We start from the raw sequence: 15,839 nt of genomic DNA, 5'->3' as shown, positions 1-15,839 counted from the left end.
GACGACAGGAGGGCCTCATGGTCCGGTTGCTGCTGGTCGAAGACCACGACATGGTCGCGGACGCGCTCGCACTCGCCTTCGACGAGGTCGAGGACGTGGAAGTGGTCGCCCGCGCCAGGTCGGTCGCGGAGACGGTGGTGGCCGCGGAACGGCACCGGCCTTCGGTGGTGCTGCTCGACCGGCGCCTGTCCGACGGTGACGCCGTCGCGTCGATCGGTGAGATCCTCGAAGCTTCGCCGGACAGCAGGGTCCTCGTGTACACCGGTGACGCGAACCGCGCGCTGGCCGATCGGGTCGTCGTGGCGGGCGGATCCGGCCTGGTGCTCAAGGCGGGGCCGTTCGGGGATCTCGTCGGCGCGATCCGCAGGGTCGCCGACGGGTACGGGGTGTTCGCCGATTCGCCCGCGCTGTCACCGGCGCGGGCCCCCGCCCCGGCCTCGCGGCCGGGCGAGGGCGATTTCCGCCTCACCGAAGGCGAACGCGAGGTCCTGCGCATGCTCGCCGCCGGGACGGAGATCGACGACATCGGCACGCGGTTGCGGCTGGAGCCGGGGCTGGTGCGGCACGTGGTACGCGGGATCATGGCCAAGCTCGGGGTGACCAGCGAAGCGGGGGTCGTCCCGGCAGCGCGGCGCCACGGGCTCCTCGAACGGACGGAGCGGCGTGATGGCTGAGCGCGCGGCGGGCGAACGGAGCCTGCTCGACCTGTTGGAAGGCCTGAAAGCGGTCAGGGACGGGGATTTCAGCCGCCGCCTGCCGAAGGCGGACGACCCGCTGATGGACGAGATGTCGACGGTGTTCAACGGCATGGTCGACCAGCTCGCGCGCTTCACCTCCGAGGTGACGCGCGTGGCGCGCGAGGTCGGCACGGACGGCAAGCTCGGCGGGCAGGCCGTGGTGTCCGGGGTGTCGGGCACCTGGAAGGCGCTCACCGATTCCGTCAACGCGATGGCGGGCAACCTGACCGCGCAGGTGCGCTCCATCGCGGAGGTCACCACGGCGGTGGCGAAGGGGGATCTGACCCAGCAGATCACCGTCGACGTCAAGGGCGAGATGCTCGAACTGAAGAACACGATCAACACGATGGTGGGTCAGTTGTCGTCGTTCGCGGACGAGGTGACGCGGGTGGCGCGCGAGGTCGGCAGCGAGGGGCGGCTCGGCGGGCAGGCCGAAGTGCCCGGGGTGGCCGGGACGTGGCGTGATCTGACCACGTCGGTGAATTTCATGGCGGGCAACCTGACCGCGCAGGTGCGGTCCATCGCGGAGGTCACGACCGCGGTGGCGAAGGGGGATTTGACGCAGAAGATCACCGTGGACGCGCGCGGGGAGATCTTGGAGCTGAAGAACACGATCAACACGATGGTGGGTCAGTTGTCGTCGTTCGCCGATGAGGTGACGCGGGTGGCGCGCGAGGTCGGCACCGAAGGCGCGCTCGGCGGGCAGGCGCAGGTTCCGGGTGTCGCGGGGACGTGGCGCGACTTGACCACGTCGGTGAATTTCATGGCGGGCAACCTCACCGGGCAGGTGCGGTCCATCGCGCAGGTCGCCACCGCGGTGGCGAAGGGGGATTTGACGCAGAAGATCACCGTGGACGCGCGCGGGGAGATCTTGGAGCTGAAGAACACGATCAACACGATGGTGGGTCAGTTGTCGTCGTTCGCCGATGAGGTGACGCGGGTGGCGCGTGAGGTGGGTACGGAGGGGCGGCTGGGTGGTCAGGCTGATGTGAAGGGTGTTTCGGGGACGTGGAAGGGGTTGACGGAGTCGGTGAACGTGATGGCCGACAACCTGACCGACCAGGTCCGCTCGATCGCCGAGGTGACCACGGCGGTCGCGAACGGGGACCTGACGCAGAAGATCAGGGTCGACGCGCGCGGGGAGATCTTGGAGCTCAAGGACACGATCAACACGATGGTGGGTCAGTTGTCGTCGTTCGCCGATGAGGTGACGCGGGTGGCGCGTGAGGTGGGTACGGAGGGGCGGCTGGGTGGTCAGGCTGATGTGAAGGGTGTTTCGGGGACGTGGAAGGGGTTGACGGAGTCGGTGAACGTGATGGCCGACAACCTGACCGACCAGGTCCGCTCGATCGCCAAGGTGGCCAGCGCGGTCGCGCAGGGCGATCTGTCCAAAAAGGTCACCGTGGAGGCCAAGGGCGAGGTGGCCGCGCTGGCGCAGACCATCAACACGATGGTCGACACGTTGTCCGCCTTCGCCGACGAGGTGACGCGCGTGGCGCGCGAGGTCGGCACGGACGGCATCCTCGGCGGGCAGGCGCGAGTGTCCGATGTGGCCGGTATCTGGAAGAACCTCACCGACAACGTCAACTCGATGGCCAACAACCTGACCAACCAGGTGCGCAACATCGCGCAGGTGACCACCGCGGTGGCGCGCGGCGACCTGTCCCGCAAGATCGACGTGGACGCGCGCGGGGAGATCCTCGAACTGAAGACCACCATAAACACCATGGTGGAGCAGCTTTCCGCGTTCGCGGCCGAGGTGACGCGGGTGGCGCGCGAGGTCGGCAGCGAGGGGCGGCTCGGCGGGCAGGCGGAGGTCGAGGGCATTTCGGGAACCTGGAAGCGGTTGACCGAGAACGTCAACGGGCTCGCCGGGAACCTGACCCGCCAGGTGCGGGCGATCGCCGAGGTCACCAGCGCGGTGGCGCGCGGCGACCTGACCAGGACGATTTCCGTGGAGGCGCAGGGTGAAGTCGCGGAGCTGAAGGACAACATCAACGCGATGGTGCAGTCCCTTCGCGACACCACGCTGGCGAACCAGCAGCAGGACTGGCTCAACACCAACCTCGCGCGGGTGCCCGGCCTCATCCAGGGCCACCGCGATCTGCGCGTGGTCGGTGCGGTGATCATGAACGAGCTGACCCCGCTCGTCGGCGCGCAGCACGGCACGTTCTTCCTCAGCACGTCCGACGACGGGGACCAGCGGCTGCGCCTCATCGCCAGCTACGGCCACTACACCGGGGCCGGGGCGCCCACGGAGTTCGACGTCGGGCAGTCCCTGATCGGGCAGGCCGCGCGGACGAAGCGGACGATCGTGGTCGACCAGACGCCGCCGGACTACGTGCGGATCACCTCGAGCCTCGGTTCCTCGGCGCCGGTGAACCTGATCGTGCTGCCGATCGTGTTCGAAGACCGCGTGCTCGGCGTGATGGAACTGGCCTCGTTCACGCGGTTCACCGCCGTGCAGCGGGATTTCCTCGAACAGCTCATGGAGATGATCGGGGTCAGCGTCAACACCATCATGGCCAACGCGCGCACGGACGCGCTGCTCGAAGAATCGCAGCGGCTCGCCGAGGAACTGCGGCAGCGGTCGGAAGAACTCCAGGCGCAGCAAGCGAAACTGCAGCGGTCGAACGCCGAGCTGGGGGAGAAGGCGGAACTGCTCGCCCGCCAGAACCGCGACATCGAGGTCAAGAACTTCGAAATCGAACAGGCCCGCCAGGAGATCGAAGAGCGCGCGCAGCAGCTCGCGCTCGCGTCGAAGTACAAGTCCGAGTTCCTCGCCAACATGTCGCACGAGCTGCGCACCCCGTTGACCAGCCTGCTCATCCTCGCCGGTGTGCTCGTCCAGAACTCGACGCAGAACCTGACCGCGAAGCAGGTGGAGTTCGCGAAGGTGATCCAGTCCGCGGGCACCGATCTGCTGCAGCTGATCAACGACATCCTCGACCTGTCGAAGGTCGAGGCGGGCAAGATGGACATCCACCGCGAGCTGTTCCCGTTGCAGCAGCTGCTCGACTACGTGCGCACCACGTTCCGGCCGCTGACCGTCGACAGTGGACTCGACTTCGCGGTGACGGTGGGCGAAGGGGTGCCGGAGCTGCTGTTCACCGACGAGCAGCGGCTGCGGCAGGTGCTGCGGAACCTGTTGTCCAACGCGGTGAAGTTCACCGAGGAGGGCAGCGTCGAGCTGCGCGTCGACTCGGTCGGCGGGGCGAGCGAGACGGTCGTCGCGTTCACCGTGGTGGACACCGGGATCGGCATCGACACGGCGAACCTCGAATCGATCTTCGGGGCGTTCCAGCAGGCCGACGGCACCACCAGCCGGAAGTACGGCGGGACGGGGCTCGGGCTGTCGATCTGCCGCGAGATCGCCCACCTGCTCGGCGGGGAGATCCTCGCCGACAGCACGGTGGGGGAGGGCAGCACGTTCACCCTGCGGCTCCCCGTCGCGCGGTTCGAAGGCGACGTGTCGCCGTACACGGCGGAACTGCCCGCCGTCGGCCCGGAACGGGCGATGCTCGTGGTCGAGTCGCAGGAGAACAGCCTGCTCACGCACGTGGCGCGCGGGGCGGTCGCCGAACTCGACGTGCGGGTGGACCAGGTGCGCGGCACCGATCGCGCGTTCGAGATGCTGTCCTCCCGGTCGTACGCCTGCGTGGTGCTCGACCTCGACCTCCCCGGTGCCGCCGCGGTCACCTTCCTCAAGCAGCTCGGCGAGGGCGCCGAGACGATCACCGTTCCCGTGCTCGCGCACGCCGTCGGCGGCCTCAGCGGGGCGGAGGACCGCATCCTCCGCGCGCACGCGCGCACCCACCCGATCGAAATCGTGTCCACTTTGGACGTTCTGCGGGAGCGGATCTGGCGGCTGCTCAAGGGCGAGGAGGACCAGGAGCCGGTGGAAGCGGCCCCGGCCGAACGCCAGGTCACCGCCGCGCAGGGCGGAAAGGTCCTCCTGATCGACGACGACACCCGCACCGTGTTCGCGCTGTCGGGCATGCTCGAACTGCACGGGTTCTCCGTGGTGCACGCCCCGACCGGGCGCGAGGGGATCGACATGCTGCTCGAGAACGCCGACATCGACCTCGTGCTGATGGACGTGATGATGCCGGGAATGGACGGGCACGCCACCACCGCGGCCATCCGCGGCATGCCCCGGTTCGAACGGCTGCCGATCATCGCGGTCACCGCGAAGGCGATGGAAGGCGACCGGGAGAAGAGCCTCGCCTCCGGCGCCAGCGACTACGTCACGAAACCCGTCGACGCGGGCGAACTCCTGTCCTGCATGAGCCGGTGGCTGGACGCCGCGGAGCCCTCGCACTAGCGTTTCGGCGTGCCCGACACCCGGCTCGATCTCGATCGGATCCACGCGGCCCGCCGCGTGATCGATCCGGTGTTCTTGGACACCCCGGCGTACTCGTGCGACGCGCTGGGGCGCGCGCTCGGCTGCACCCTGAGTGTCAAGCTGGAAGTGGTGAACCCGGTCCGCAGCTTCAAGGCGCGGGGCACCGAACTGGTGACGAGCCTGCTGGCCGGGCAGGGCCGGACCGCCGTGGTGTGCGCCAGCGCCGGCAACCTCGGCCAGGCGCTGGGGTGGTCGGCCCTCCGCCGCGGTCTCGACGTGACGGTGGTGGCTTCGCGGCGGGCACCGGTCGCGAAGCTCGACCGGATCCGCGCGCTGGGCGCGGAGCTGGAACTGGTGGACGGCGATTTCGAAACGGCCCGTGAGCGGGCCTCGGACATCGCGCGGCAGCGCGGAATCCGGCTGCTCGAAGACAGCCTGGACGTGGAAACGTGCGAGGGTGCCGGGACGATCGGCCTGGAACTGGGATCCCGATACGACGCCGTGCTGATCGCGCTCGGCGGCGGCGCGATGGCGATCGGCATCGGCCACGTCCTGGGGACCACGGCACCGGACACCGAGGTGATCTGCGTGCAGCCGTCGGGGGCACCGGCGATGACCCGCTCCTGGCACGAACGCCGCGTCGTCACCACCGAATCGGCCGACACGATCGCCGACGGCGTCGCGGGCCGGTTCCCCATCCCCGAGGCGCTGGACGACCTCATCGCGGTGGCCGACGACGCGGTACTGGTCAGCGAGTCGTCGATCATCGAGGGCATGCGGCTGCTCCTGGAACACACCGGCCTGGTGGTCGAACCCTCGGCCGCGCTCGGCGTCGCCGCCGTGCTGGAAGACCGCGAGCGGTTCGCGGGCCGCCACGTCGTGACCGTCCTCTGCGGCGGCAACGTCGATCTGGACGCCTATTACCGGTGGGTCGGTCGCTAGCGGACGCGCCTGCGGTCGGTCGCGTCGAGTTCGAGGTGCACCGCCGTCGGCAGGGTTTCGACGCCGAGCGAATCGCGGGCGCGCGCCAGCACGCGCGTGTCGATGTCCTCCCACACCGCGCGGACGTCGGTGCCGTCGCGCAGCCACAGGGTGAGGCGCAGCGCCGGATCGTCCGTGCCGCCGACCGCGCGCACCCTCGCCCTGCTCACGCCGTCGACGCTTTCCGCGTCGGCGCGCACGGCGTCCGCGATCGCGCTCGCGGTGACCGTCAGCGCGCTGCCCTCGGTGCGGTCCAGCTCCAGATCCGGCCTGCCCTCCGGCTTGAGCGAGCGCACCAGCCACCACAGGCCGAACACGAACAGCGCGACCCCGGCCACGATCGCCACGATCTTCGCGAGCGTCGCGCGGGCGCCGAGCCAGTCGACCGCGATCGGGTCCAGCACCGGCCGCGCGGCCCTGAACTCGCCGAACACGCGGAACCCCACCAGCAGCGCGGCGGCGCCCGCGGCGGCCGCGAGCAGCCCTGCGACGAAGGTCAGCGATCGTTCCGCGCGGTACGAGCGCGCCAACGCCTTAGCCGAAGTCGACTTGCGTGTCATGTCCTGTCCTTCGGGGAATCGACCACCACGGACACCTTCGGCCTGCGCACCAGCGGCACCGTGTCCAGCAGGGCCCGCACCGATTCGAGCAGGTGCGGCCGCAACTGCCCTTCGGTCGCCAGCCTGCTCGTCGCGCGCACCCGCACCCGTTTCGCACTGGCCGTCACCGACGCGCCCGTCACGTTGTCCTGCGCGCGAACCTGGTTCCCGACGATCCGCGCCAGCGAGCGCGGCGACGTCGTCACGCTGACCTCGTCCGCGGGATCGGTGAGCCGCACCGCGCGCCGCTTCGCCGCCGACGCCACGAGCAGCACGATCAGGCCCGCCGCGAGCAGCACGCCCGCGGTCACCTTCACCGCGGTCGAATCCCAGCCGAGCTCCGCGAGCCGGTCGCGCCACCGCGGCCACGGCACCAGCAGCGGCGAGGCCTCCGGCCGCCACCAGTGCCAGCCGACCTCCAGCGCCAGCAGACCGCCCGCGCCCGCGACGGCGATCGCCAGCAAGGTCGACAGCAAACGGACGAATACCCGCACGATCGTGTTCCTCGATTCTTGTTGCCTGGTAAGCGCTTCAGCGCACCCTCGGCGCCACGTCGGGCACCAGCGCCGAGACCGTCACGTCGAGCGCGCGGACGTGGTACGAGGTGATGTGCTCCACCTCGCCCGCGACCTTTTCGCGCACCCGCGCCACCACGTCGCGCACCGAACCCGGGTAGTGCAGCGCGAGGTCCAGTTTCAGGTCGACGTCGTTGCCGTGCCCCGAAACGGCCGCGTTCGAGCCCTGCTCGCCCAGCCCAAGCCCGGCCACCTTCCGCTCGACGCGAGCCGTGCCGGGCACCTGGTCCGCGGCCCGCTGCGCGACCTTCCGCACCACCGAGTGCGCGATGCTGAGGGTGCCCCGCTCCTCCGGTTCCGGCAGCGCGACCGTCACTTGTCGCGGCCCCTGCCGAACACGTCGCCGAGATCGAGCTCGCCGTCGAGCACCCTGCCCACCACGAGACCGATCACCCCGACCGCGAGCGTGATCAGGAAAGCCGTGAACCCCTGCGTCGCGGCAAGGCCAAGAATGAGACCGGCGAGTATGCCGGTCTGCGTCGCATTCATAACGAGAGAACTCCTTAGTCGACTCTGGGTGGTCTTTTCTTCCTGCGGCGCCAGCGCGCGGTGAACTTCGGGCTCGTGACGAAGCTGATCGGCGCGTCGTAGCGGCTGTCGTCTTCCTCCGGCTCGGCCGCGTTCCTCGCCGCGTCCCGTGCGGCGCGGGAGGTGGCGAGCCATTCGGCGAACTCGTCGGGATCGCCGCCGACGTCGGGGTGGTTGGCGCGCACGTAGGCCCGGAACGCCGCCCTCGCGGCGCGGGCCTCGTCGTCGTGTTCGCCTGCGCCCCCGGTCACCGCACGCGCGTCCCGCTTCCGCCAGGCCGGTCGATGTCCACAGTGGACGGATCATCGGGTGTCGTGATGTCGGTGACCGTGACGTGCACCGCGACGTCACCGGCGATCCCGCGTACGAGCGCGCGCAGCTCCCCGGTGAGCTCCGGCAACGGCCCGGTCATCCGCAGCACCACCGCGATCTCGACCGGCTCGCCCGCTTCGCCAGCCCGCACCCCGTGCACGCGCTGCCCCGGCAGGTGGGTCGCGACGACGCCGAGCGGCCCGGCGTCCAGCCGTTCCACCGCGGGGTGCTCGCGCACCGCGGCCGCGATCCGTTCGGCGAGCACGTCGCCGCTGGTCGCTCTCGTCATGCCCGCTCCGGTCACTCGACGCGGGAGGGCTCCTCGCCCTCGTCGTCCTCGGGGAGGTGGATGTCGTTGACCGCGATGTTCACCTCGATCACCTCGAGCCCGGTGATCTGCTCGACGGTGGTGATCACGTTGCGCCGCACCGCTTTCGCCACGTCGACGATCCTGGCGCCGTACTCGACCACCACGTCGAGGTCGACCGCGGCCTGCCGTTCGCCGACCTCCACCGAGACCCCGGAGGTGGTCACCGTGCCGGAGCCGGGGATGCGCTCCTTGATCGCGCCGAACGCCCTGGACACCCCGCCGCCGAGTGCGTGGACGCCGGACACCTCGCGCGCCGAGACACCGGCGACCTTCTGCACCACCGTCGAGGAGATGGTGGTCTTGCCGAGCGCCCCTTCTTCGTTGAGCGCCGCGCTCTGCCCGGCGATCTTCGCCGGTGGCGTGCCGCGATCGCCTGAAGCGGTCTGTGCCATGGACTGTGCTCCTTCCGACGGCCTGAAGGGGCCGAGGTCAGTGGTACGGGTGTGTTACGTGGGGTGCTTTCCCTACGATGTCGCGGTCACTCGACTTCTGTCGCAAGTTCCTCCGAACGGGTGAGTCTCAGTCGGGGTGGACGTCCACGATGTGCACGGTCACCGGCGGCGCCGTCCCGCCGAGCTGATCGGTGAGCGCCGCGTGCAGGCGGGCGCGCAGCACGGCCGACGCCTCGCCCGCGGCGACCCCGTACCGCACGGTGAGCAGGACCTGCAGGCCGTCCTCGTCGAGCGCGGCCGCCGAGACGTGCACCCCGCCGATCTCCTGGCCGATCCCCGCGGCCAGCCGCCGCGCGAGCAGCACCAGCACGCGCTCGCTCACCCGCAGGGTGCCCTGCTCGGACGGGAACTCCACGGCGGCGCCGAACACGCGCCCCCGCAGTCCGTGCACCGAGTGCAGCACGCGCGCGATGAGGCCCGGCGGCGTCGGCACGGGTGCCTCGGCCGCCGCGCGGACCAGGGCCCAGTTCGGGTCGTTCCGCGGGTCCTCGGTCGTCTCTTCGGCGGGGGTCATCGGAGTTCCCTCAACTTCGCGAGCAGTGCCACCCGTGCTCGGTGCAGGCGGGACCGGAGTGCGGGCACGCTCACCTCCAGCACGTCGGCTACCTCCTCGTAGCTCAGTCCTTCCAGTTCGCGCAAGACCAGTGGCACCCGCTGGGAAACGTCCAGCGTGGCGATCGCCCGCAGCACGGCTTCGACCTGTTCCGCGCGCACCACCTTGCCCTCGGGGTTCGCCGCGGTGTCGGCGAAGGCGGCGCCTTCGAACGCCGCGCCGCTCCCGCCCTGGTCGCCCGGTGCCATCGCGGCGTCGAGCGACACGGTGGGCCTGCGCCGCCGGACCTGGCCGAGCGCGGCGTTCGTGACCACGCGGTAGAGCCACGTCGACACCGCGGCGTCACCGCGGAACCCGGCGAGCGCGCGCCACGCGGAGATCCACGCGTCCTGCACCACGTCCTCGGCCTCGGCCGCCGACCCGGTGATCCGCAGCGCGACCCGGTACATCCTCGGGGTGTGCCTGCGCACCAGCAGGTCGAAGGCGCCCTGGTCGCCTTTGACGGCCTTGGCCAGCAGCGCCTCGTCGGACAGGGGGGTCAAGCCGGTGGCCCCGGTTTCCGGTAGCGGAGCATGGTGAACCCGTCTTCGAGCAGCACCGAGGCCAGTTCCATGGACCGGGGCGCGGTCGAGGTCCGGCCGATCGCGATCCGGCCGGCGCCGCCGCCCGCGAGCAGCGGGGCGACGGTCAGGCAGAGCTGGTCGACGAGGTCCTCGGCGATCAACTCCGCTAGCAGGTGCGGGCCGCCTTCGCAGTCGACGCGGCGCAGCCCCCTGCTCGCCAGGGTGGCGAGCGCCGCGGTCAGGTCCACCTTCTGCTCGCCCGCGACGAGGATTTCGGCACCGGCGGCGGCCAGCGTCCGCTTGCGCTCCGCGGCGGCGGCGTCGGTGGTGATGATGATCGGCGGTACCTCGGTGTCGGTCAGCAGCGGCGAATCGGGGCTGATCCCCGCGCTGCCGGTGACCACCGCGATCGGCGGGATCGGCGACAGCCCGAGCCGGTCGCGGCGGGCCCGTCGCGTCGTGTTGGTCCGTACGCCGCGGTAGCCCTCCGCCCGCACCGTGCCGCCGCCGACGAGCACCACGTCGGCGAGGTCGCGGCCGAGCAGGAAGATCCGCTTGTCCGCCGGGTGCGAGAGGCCCTCCGACTGGTCGTCGACCGTGACGGCGCCGTCCGCCGAGGACACGAAGTTCGCCTGCACCCACGGCCTGGTGAGCCCGTCCGGGTAGCCGTACAGGCGCTCGAGTTCGTCGTCGTCCACCGGGTTTCCCGCCGGTGCCGGCCACAGGGTCTGCACGCCTCCATCCCAGCACGTGACCAGGTTCTCGTCGACTCGGGGCGAGTCTGGGTCACCTGGTGCACTGGTTCTAGGGTCGTGCCCATGTCCCCAGCGCATCTGACCGACCGGCGGCCCGAGATCGGCGCCGACGAGCTGATCACGGCGCTGGTGCCGCCGCCGCGGTTCGACACGGTCCGGTTCTCCACCTACGTGCCCAACCCGGACGAGCCGAGCCAGGCCGAGGCGGTCCGCTCGTGCTCGGCGTTCGCGGAGCGCGTTTCGGCCGGTGTGAAGGAGGCGAAGCGCTCGCGGTTCCGGTCGCTGTTCGGCTCGCGCGACGACACTCCGGCTGGCCCGATGGGCGTCTACCTCGACGGCGGTTTCGGCGTCGGCAAGACGCACCTGCTCGCGTCGCTGTGGCACGCGGTGCCGGGCCCCAAGGCGTACGGCACCTTCGTCGAGCTGACCCATCTGGTGGGCGCGCTCGGATTCGCCGAAGCGGTGCGGCGGCTCTCGGAGCACCGCCTGCTCGCGATCGACGAGTTCGAACTGGACGACCCCGGCGACACCATGCTCGTCGGGCGGTTGCTGCGCGAGCTGATGGACGCCGGGGTGCACATCGCCGCGACGTCGAACACGCTGCCGGAGAAGCTCGGCGAAGGCCGGTTCGCCGCCGAGGACTTCCTGCGCGAGATCCAGTCGCTGTCGAGCCGGTTCGGCGTGATCAGGGTGGACGGTCCCGACTACCGGCACCGCGGCCTCCCCGACGCGCCGCCGCCCGCGACGGACGACGAGCTGACGCGCTCCGCCGAGGCGCACGACGGGTCCACTGTGGACGATTTCGACGCGTTGTGCGCGCACCTGGCGAGCCTGCACCCGTCGCGGTACGGGCGCCTCGTCGACGGGGTGTCGCGGGTGCACCTGCGACACGTGCGCCCGGCGCCGGACCAGATGGTGGCGCTGCGCCTGGTCGCCTTCGCCGACCGGATCTACGACCGCGCGATCCCGGTGATGGTCTCCGGCGTCGGGCTCGGCGAGCTGTTCGGCGCCGACATGCTCGAAGGCGGTTACCGCAAGAAGTACCTGCGCGCCACGAGCAGGCTCACCGCGTTGGCCAGGGACGCCGCCGGAAGTACGCCCGGCTGACGAGCAAGGCGGCGAGCACGAAGGCGACCGCGAACAGCGTGCCGCCGACGACGTCGGTGAGGTAGTGGAAGCCGAGCCCGACCATGCCGACCGCGGCGAAGGGCACCAGCAGCGCGCCGAGTGCGGCGGTCAGCGCGGTGGCCGCGCCGGGCCGCGCCACGATCACCAGCACCACCAGCGTCGACACCAGGCTCACCGTGTGCCCGCTCGGATAGGCGTACGTGCCGCCGTTGTGCCGGTCGAACAAGGGTTTCAGCACCCAGGTGTTGAGCGCGATCGCGATCGCGGGCCCGGCCAGCGCCACGGCCAGTTCGGGACCGCGGCGGGCCAGCGCGCACGCGATCGCGACGACGGCGAGCACCGGGACCAGCACGTACGGCTGGGTCGCGACCACGAACAGCCGGAGCAGCTCGGCCTGGCCGTCGAAGGCACCGGCGACCCAGTCCTGGAAGGCGCGGTCGACCGCGCCGGGCGCGGTGCCGCCCGCGAACGGGATGCCGAGCGCCACCATCGCGAGCGCGCACACCGCCGAAGTGATCGCGACGGGCCTCGCTCCGCGCGCGGTTTTCGCGACGGCCGCCTCCGTTGTCCCCTGCTCCACGGAACCGAGCCTACGCAGATCGCTTGACCCGTGCGCCGCTCCGGTGGAACGGTCGCGGGAAAACGGGAAAGGGTGGCAGGCTATGAGAATCGGTGTCGTCGGTGGCGGTGTCGTCGGGCTCACGTGCGCGCTGCGGCTCGCCGAAGCGGGCCACACCGTGACGGTGCTCAGCGCGGACCGGGTCGGCGACACCACGTCGAGCGTCGCGGGCGGCCTGATCTACCCGCCGGGCACGCGACCGGAGGACCGGTGCGCGGGCTGGACCGCGGCCGGGGTCGGGGAGTTCACCCGACTGTCCGAAAAGGACATAGGCATCCGTGTTCTTCCCGGCCGCCTGCTGCACCGCGCACCCGCGCCGTGGCCGTACTGGGCCGGGGCCATGCCCGATCTCGTCCGCGAGGACGACGTGCCGGAGCCGTGGACGAACGCGGTGCGGTTCAGCACACCGGTGGTGCACCTGGCGCGGTACCTCGACTGGCTTTCCGGCGCGGTAGCCGAAGCCGGGGTGGCGGTCGAGCACCGGCGGCTCGCGAGCCTCGCCGAGGTGGCGGGCGCGGATCTCGTCGTCAACGCGGCGGGCCTCGGCGGTGGCGCGCTCGCCGGTGACAGCACCGTGGAGCCGGTCGGCGGGCAGGTGGTGCACCTGGCGGACCCCGGTCTCACCGAATGGGTCGTGGACGAAGACGCGGACGTGGTGACCTACGTGATCCCGCACGGCGGGCACGTGGTGTGCGGCGGTACCGAGGAACGGGGGCGGGCAGGGACCGAGCCGGATCCCGAAGTCGCCGAAGACATCGTGCGCCGAAGCCGCGCGCTCGTACCGGAACTGGCGGGCGCGGAGGTGCTCGGCACCCGGGTCGGCCTGCGGCCGTGGCGCCCCGAAGTACGCCTCGACCGCGAAGGCGACGTCATCCACTGCTACGGCCACGGCGGCGCCGGGGTCACCCTTTCCTGGGGCTGCGCCGACGAAGTAGCGGCACTCGCGGGCTGACCGACCCGTTTTCGCGTGCCCCGAAGGTGGCTTTCGGGGACCTGGATGCCCCGAAAGCCACCTTCAGGGCGTGGGCTTCGCGCGGCGCGGCTCAGCGGGTGACGACCTCGGTGACGGCGTCGATGCCGCGGTCGAGGTCTTCGGCGCTGATCACCAGCGGCGGGGCGATGCGCAGGGTGTTGTCGTGGGTTTCCTTGCACAGCACGCCGCGCGCGGCCAGCGCCCGCGAGGCTTCGCGGCCGGTGGGGCCGCCGGGGGCGATGTCGATCCCGGCCCACAGCCCGCGCCCGCGCACCGCGGACAGGCCGTTTCCGATCAGGCCGCCGAGCCGGGTGTGCAGGCGCTCGCCGAGTTCCGCGGAGCGCTGCTGGAACTCGCCCGTCTTCAGCAGGCCGATGACGGCGCGGCCGACCGCGCAGGCGAGCGGGTTGCCGCCGAAGGTGGAGCCGTGCTCGCCGGGACGCAGCACGCCCAGCACGTCGCGGCTGCCGACGACCGCGGACACCGGCATGATGCCGCCGCCGAGCGCCTTGCCGAGGGTGTACAGGTCCGCCCGCACGTTTTCGTGGTCGAGCGCCAGCAGCTTTCCGGTGCGCGCCAGCCCGGACTGGATTTCGTCGGCGATCAGCAGCGCGCCCGCGTCGTCGCACAGGCGCCGCGCTTCGGCGAGGTAACCCGGCGGCGGCACGATCACGCCCGCCTCGCCTTGGATCGGTTCGAGCAGCACGGCGGCGGTCCGGTCGGTGATGGCGGCGGCGAGCGCGGCGGAGTCGCCGTAGGGCACCGTGACGAACCCCGGGGTGAACGGGCCGAAGTCGGCGCGCGCGGTTTCGTCGGTGGAGAAGGACACGATCGTGGTGGTGCGGCCGTGGAAGTTCGACCCGGCGACCACGATCTCGGCGGTGCCGTCGGGCACGCCCTTGACCTGGTAGGCCCATTTCCGCGCGAGCTTCACCGCGGACTCGACGGCCTCGGCGCCGGAGTTCATCGGCAGCACCATCTCGGTGCCGGTCAGCTCCGCCAGCTCGCGGCAGAACAGGCCCATCTGGTCGTGGTGGAACGCGCGCGAGGTCAGCGTCACCCGGCCGAGCTGCTCCTGCGCGGCGGCGATCAGCTCGGGGTGGCGGTGCCCGAAGTTGAGCGCCGAGTAGCCGGAAAGGAAGTCGAGGTAGCGGTTCCCGTCGACGTCGGTCACCCACGCGCCGTCCGCCTCGGCGATCACGACCGGCAGCGGGTGGTAGTTGTGCGCGCCCCATTGCTCGTCGAGCGCGATGAACTCGTCAGTGCTGGTGGCGGGCATCTCGGCGACCTTCTCGGCGTACACAGTCATACGTTCAGGCTAAGGCCAGGCAGGAGTGGATTTCATCCGGTGAACGTTGCTTGGTGCCGTTGTTCGTTGCGGGTTTCACGCATTCGGGCGACGTTTCGTTGTGCCGGAACGACGCGGCCCGTTCGCGAGTCCGGCCCCGCGCCGCCGCTGCGGTTATCGTCGGCCACGAACGGTGACGACAGGGAGGACACCCATGGGCAAGCGTGCGGTGCGCGACGCGCTGAAGGCGGGGGAGACCTGGCCCGATCCGGGCTCGTCGCCGATCGGGCCGGAGAAGAAGACGAAGGCGCAGAAGAAGCTGACGACCACCGGCGAGCGGCTCGACGAACTGCAGGAAGCGCTCTACGCGGAGGGCGCCGACGGTGGCGGACGGAGCGTGCTGCTGGTGCTGCAGGGCATGGACACCTCGGGCAAGGGCGGCACGGTCGGCCACGTGCTGGGGCTGGTGAACCCGATGGGCGTGCGGTACGCGGGCTTCAAAGCGCCGACGCAGGCCGAGCGGCGCCACCACTACCTGTGGCGCGTGCGCAAGCGGCTGCCGGATCCCGGCCAGATCGGCGTGTTCGACCGCTCGCACTACGAGGACATCCTGGTGCCGAGGGTCGAGAAGCTGGTGCCCGCCGGCGAATGGCGCCGCCGGTACGCGGAGATCAACGCCTTCGAACGCGAGGTCGCCGAGTCCGGCACCACGATCGTCAAGGTGTTCCTGCACATCTCGCCGGAGGAGCAGCTCCGCCGCCTGCGGGCGAGGCTGACCACGCCGTCGAAGCGCTGGAAGTACAGCTCGGCCGATCTCGAAGCGCGGTCCAAATGGGACGATTACCAGCGGGCCTACCGCGACGTGCTGCGCCGGACCTCGACCAGGCACGCCCCGTGGTACGTGGTGCCGGCGGACCGCAAGTGGTACCGCAACTGGGCGGTCGCCAGGCTGCTCACCGAGACGCTCGCGGAGATGGCTCCCCGGTTCCCGCAGCCGGACTTCGACGTGGACGCCGAGCTGGCGAAACTCGGGTGACGTTGGCGTCGGCACATGATCGTCT

Annotated in this window: 18 protein-coding genes; 6 read left to right on the top strand and 12 right to left on the bottom strand. The window is 71.0% G+C overall.

Annotated features, from left to right (window positions below; translation table 11 throughout):
- Positions 1-17 precede the first annotated feature (17 nt).
- From HUW46_RS01175 to HUW46_RS01165, 3 genes are read left to right on the top strand one after another with little or no spacing between them, the layout of a single operon-like run.
- Positions 18-674 (top strand): response regulator transcription factor, encoded by a 657-nt coding sequence (locus HUW46_RS01175; RefSeq protein WP_254125686.1) that lies wholly within the window; start codon positions 18-20, stop codon positions 672-674.
- A complete protein-coding gene (locus HUW46_RS01170; protein WP_215545486.1) occupies positions 667-5,061 on the top strand; it encodes a HAMP domain-containing protein in 4,395 nt (1,464 codons plus the stop codon). Before HUW46_RS01175 ends, HUW46_RS01170 begins: the two co-directional genes overlap by 8 nt.
- Before the next feature lie 9 nt (positions 5,062-5,070).
- A complete protein-coding gene (locus HUW46_RS01165) occupies positions 5,071-6,024 on the top strand; it encodes a threonine ammonia-lyase (RefSeq protein ID WP_215545485.1) in 954 nt (317 codons plus the stop codon).
- Here HUW46_RS01165 and HUW46_RS01160 read toward each other — a convergent pair.
- The 10 genes from HUW46_RS01160 to HUW46_RS01115 all read right to left on the bottom strand — a co-directional run bounded on the left by HUW46_RS01160 (position 6,021) and on the right by HUW46_RS01115 (position 10,749).
- On the bottom strand, positions 6,021-6,623 hold the full coding sequence (locus tag HUW46_RS01160) for an alkaline shock response membrane anchor protein AmaP (protein WP_215545484.1): 603 nt from the start codon (positions 6,621-6,623) through the stop codon (positions 6,021-6,023). The two genes, HUW46_RS01165 and HUW46_RS01160, sit on opposite strands and share 4 nt — an antisense overlap.
- Entirely contained in the window at positions 6,620-7,156 is a 537-nt protein-coding gene (locus tag HUW46_RS01155) for a DUF6286 domain-containing protein (RefSeq protein ID WP_215545483.1), read from the bottom strand. Before HUW46_RS01155 ends, HUW46_RS01160 begins: the two co-directional genes overlap by 4 nt.
- 37 nt (positions 7,157-7,193) lie before the next feature.
- Positions 7,194-7,553, bottom strand: a complete 360-nt coding sequence (locus HUW46_RS01150; protein WP_215545482.1) for an Asp23/Gls24 family envelope stress response protein — start codon at positions 7,551-7,553, stop codon at positions 7,194-7,196.
- A complete protein-coding gene (locus HUW46_RS01145) occupies positions 7,550-7,726 on the bottom strand; it encodes a hypothetical protein (RefSeq protein ID WP_215545481.1) in 177 nt (58 codons plus the stop codon). Before HUW46_RS01145 ends, HUW46_RS01150 begins: the two co-directional genes overlap by 4 nt.
- Positions 7,727-7,740: 14 nt before the next feature.
- A complete protein-coding gene (locus tag HUW46_RS01140; RefSeq protein ID WP_215545480.1) occupies positions 7,741-8,016 on the bottom strand; it encodes a hypothetical protein in 276 nt (91 codons plus the stop codon).
- Positions 8,013-8,366, bottom strand: a complete 354-nt coding sequence (locus tag HUW46_RS01135; protein WP_215545479.1) for a hypothetical protein — start codon at positions 8,364-8,366, stop codon at positions 8,013-8,015. The genes HUW46_RS01140 and HUW46_RS01135 overlap by 4 nt, the downstream gene beginning before the upstream one ends.
- A gap of 11 nt (positions 8,367-8,377) precedes the next feature.
- Entirely contained in the window at positions 8,378-8,839 is a 462-nt protein-coding gene (locus tag HUW46_RS01130; protein WP_215545478.1) for an Asp23/Gls24 family envelope stress response protein, read from the bottom strand.
- Positions 8,840-8,966: 127 nt separating this feature from the next.
- Positions 8,967-9,413, bottom strand: a complete 447-nt coding sequence (locus HUW46_RS01125; RefSeq protein ID WP_215545477.1) for a hypothetical protein — start codon at positions 9,411-9,413, stop codon at positions 8,967-8,969.
- The gene (locus tag HUW46_RS01120; RefSeq protein WP_215549596.1) at positions 9,410-9,985 is read right to left on the bottom strand and encodes an RNA polymerase sigma factor; all 576 of its coding nucleotides are present in this window, start codon (positions 9,983-9,985) and stop codon (positions 9,410-9,412) included. Before HUW46_RS01120 ends, HUW46_RS01125 begins: the two co-directional genes overlap by 4 nt.
- 5 nt (positions 9,986-9,990) lie before the next feature.
- Positions 9,991-10,749: a pyrimidine reductase family protein gene (locus tag HUW46_RS01115; protein ID WP_254125684.1), complete on the bottom strand. Its 759-nt coding sequence runs from the start codon at positions 10,747-10,749 to the stop codon at positions 9,991-9,993.
- A gap of 84 nt (positions 10,750-10,833) precedes the next feature.
- Between HUW46_RS01115 and zapE the strand changes: the two genes are divergently transcribed.
- A complete protein-coding gene (gene zapE / locus HUW46_RS01110; RefSeq protein ID WP_215545475.1) occupies positions 10,834-11,877 on the top strand; it encodes a cell division protein ZapE in 1,044 nt (347 codons plus the stop codon).
- Here zapE and HUW46_RS01105 read toward each other — a convergent pair.
- Positions 11,834-12,478, bottom strand: a complete 645-nt coding sequence (locus HUW46_RS01105; protein ID WP_254125683.1) for a phosphatase PAP2 family protein — start codon at positions 12,476-12,478, stop codon at positions 11,834-11,836. The genes zapE and HUW46_RS01105 overlap by 44 nt on opposite strands.
- A gap of 82 nt (positions 12,479-12,560) precedes the next feature.
- Here HUW46_RS01105 and HUW46_RS01100 point away from each other — a divergent pair, with 82 nt between their 5' ends.
- Complete coding sequence (locus HUW46_RS01100) at positions 12,561-13,469, top strand: FAD-dependent oxidoreductase (protein WP_215545474.1); 909 nt, start codon at positions 12,561-12,563, stop codon at positions 13,467-13,469.
- A 91-nt stretch (positions 13,470-13,560) separates the two neighbouring features.
- On the opposite strand, the gene rocD is transcribed toward HUW46_RS01100, so the two are convergent.
- Positions 13,561-14,799, bottom strand: a complete 1,239-nt coding sequence (rocD, locus tag HUW46_RS01095; RefSeq protein ID WP_215545473.1) for an ornithine--oxo-acid transaminase — start codon at positions 14,797-14,799, stop codon at positions 13,561-13,563.
- Between the two features lie 193 nt (positions 14,800-14,992).
- Between rocD and HUW46_RS01090 the strand changes: the two genes are divergently transcribed.
- Positions 14,993-15,814, top strand: a complete 822-nt coding sequence (locus HUW46_RS01090; protein WP_215545472.1) for a PPK2 family polyphosphate kinase — start codon at positions 14,993-14,995, stop codon at positions 15,812-15,814.
- The last annotated feature ends 25 nt before the right edge of the window (positions 15,815-15,839 follow it).

The organism is Amycolatopsis sp. CA-230715, assembly GCF_018736145.1.
Taxonomy (GTDB): domain Bacteria; phylum Actinomycetota; class Actinomycetes; order Mycobacteriales; family Pseudonocardiaceae; genus Amycolatopsis.
Note: the sequence above shows the minus strand (reverse complement) of the source record. Positions and strands in the feature narration are given on the sequence as shown.

Coding starts and splice junctions, on each gene's coding strand:
- HUW46_RS01175 (WP_254125686.1), top strand. CDS start 18: ATGGTCCGGTTGCTGCTGGTCGAAGACCACGACATGGTCGCGGACGCG.
- HUW46_RS01170 (WP_215545486.1), top strand. CDS start 667: ATGGCTGAGCGCGCGGCGGGCGAACGGAGCCTGCTCGACCTGTTGGAA.
- HUW46_RS01160 (WP_215545484.1), bottom strand. CDS start 6,623: ATGACACGCAAGTCGACTTCGGCTAAGGCGTTGGCGCGCTCGTACCGC.
- HUW46_RS01145 (WP_215545481.1), bottom strand. CDS start 7,726: ATGAATGCGACGCAGACCGGCATACTCGCCGGTCTCATTCTTGGCCTT.
- HUW46_RS01135 (WP_215545479.1), bottom strand. CDS start 8,366: ATGACGAGAGCGACCAGCGGCGACGTGCTCGCCGAACGGATCGCGGCC.
- HUW46_RS01130 (WP_215545478.1), bottom strand. CDS start 8,839: ATGGCACAGACCGCTTCAGGCGATCGCGGCACGCCACCGGCGAAGATC.
- HUW46_RS01125 (WP_215545477.1), bottom strand. CDS start 9,413: ATGACCCCCGCCGAAGAGACGACCGAGGACCCGCGGAACGACCCGAAC.
- zapE (WP_215545475.1), top strand. CDS start 10,834: ATGTCCCCAGCGCATCTGACCGACCGGCGGCCCGAGATCGGCGCCGAC.
- HUW46_RS01100 (WP_215545474.1), top strand. CDS start 12,561: ATGAGAATCGGTGTCGTCGGTGGCGGTGTCGTCGGGCTCACGTGCGCG.
- rocD (WP_215545473.1), bottom strand. CDS start 14,799: ATGACTGTGTACGCCGAGAAGGTCGCCGAGATGCCCGCCACCAGCACT.
- HUW46_RS01090 (WP_215545472.1), top strand. CDS start 14,993: ATGGGCAAGCGTGCGGTGCGCGACGCGCTGAAGGCGGGGGAGACCTGG.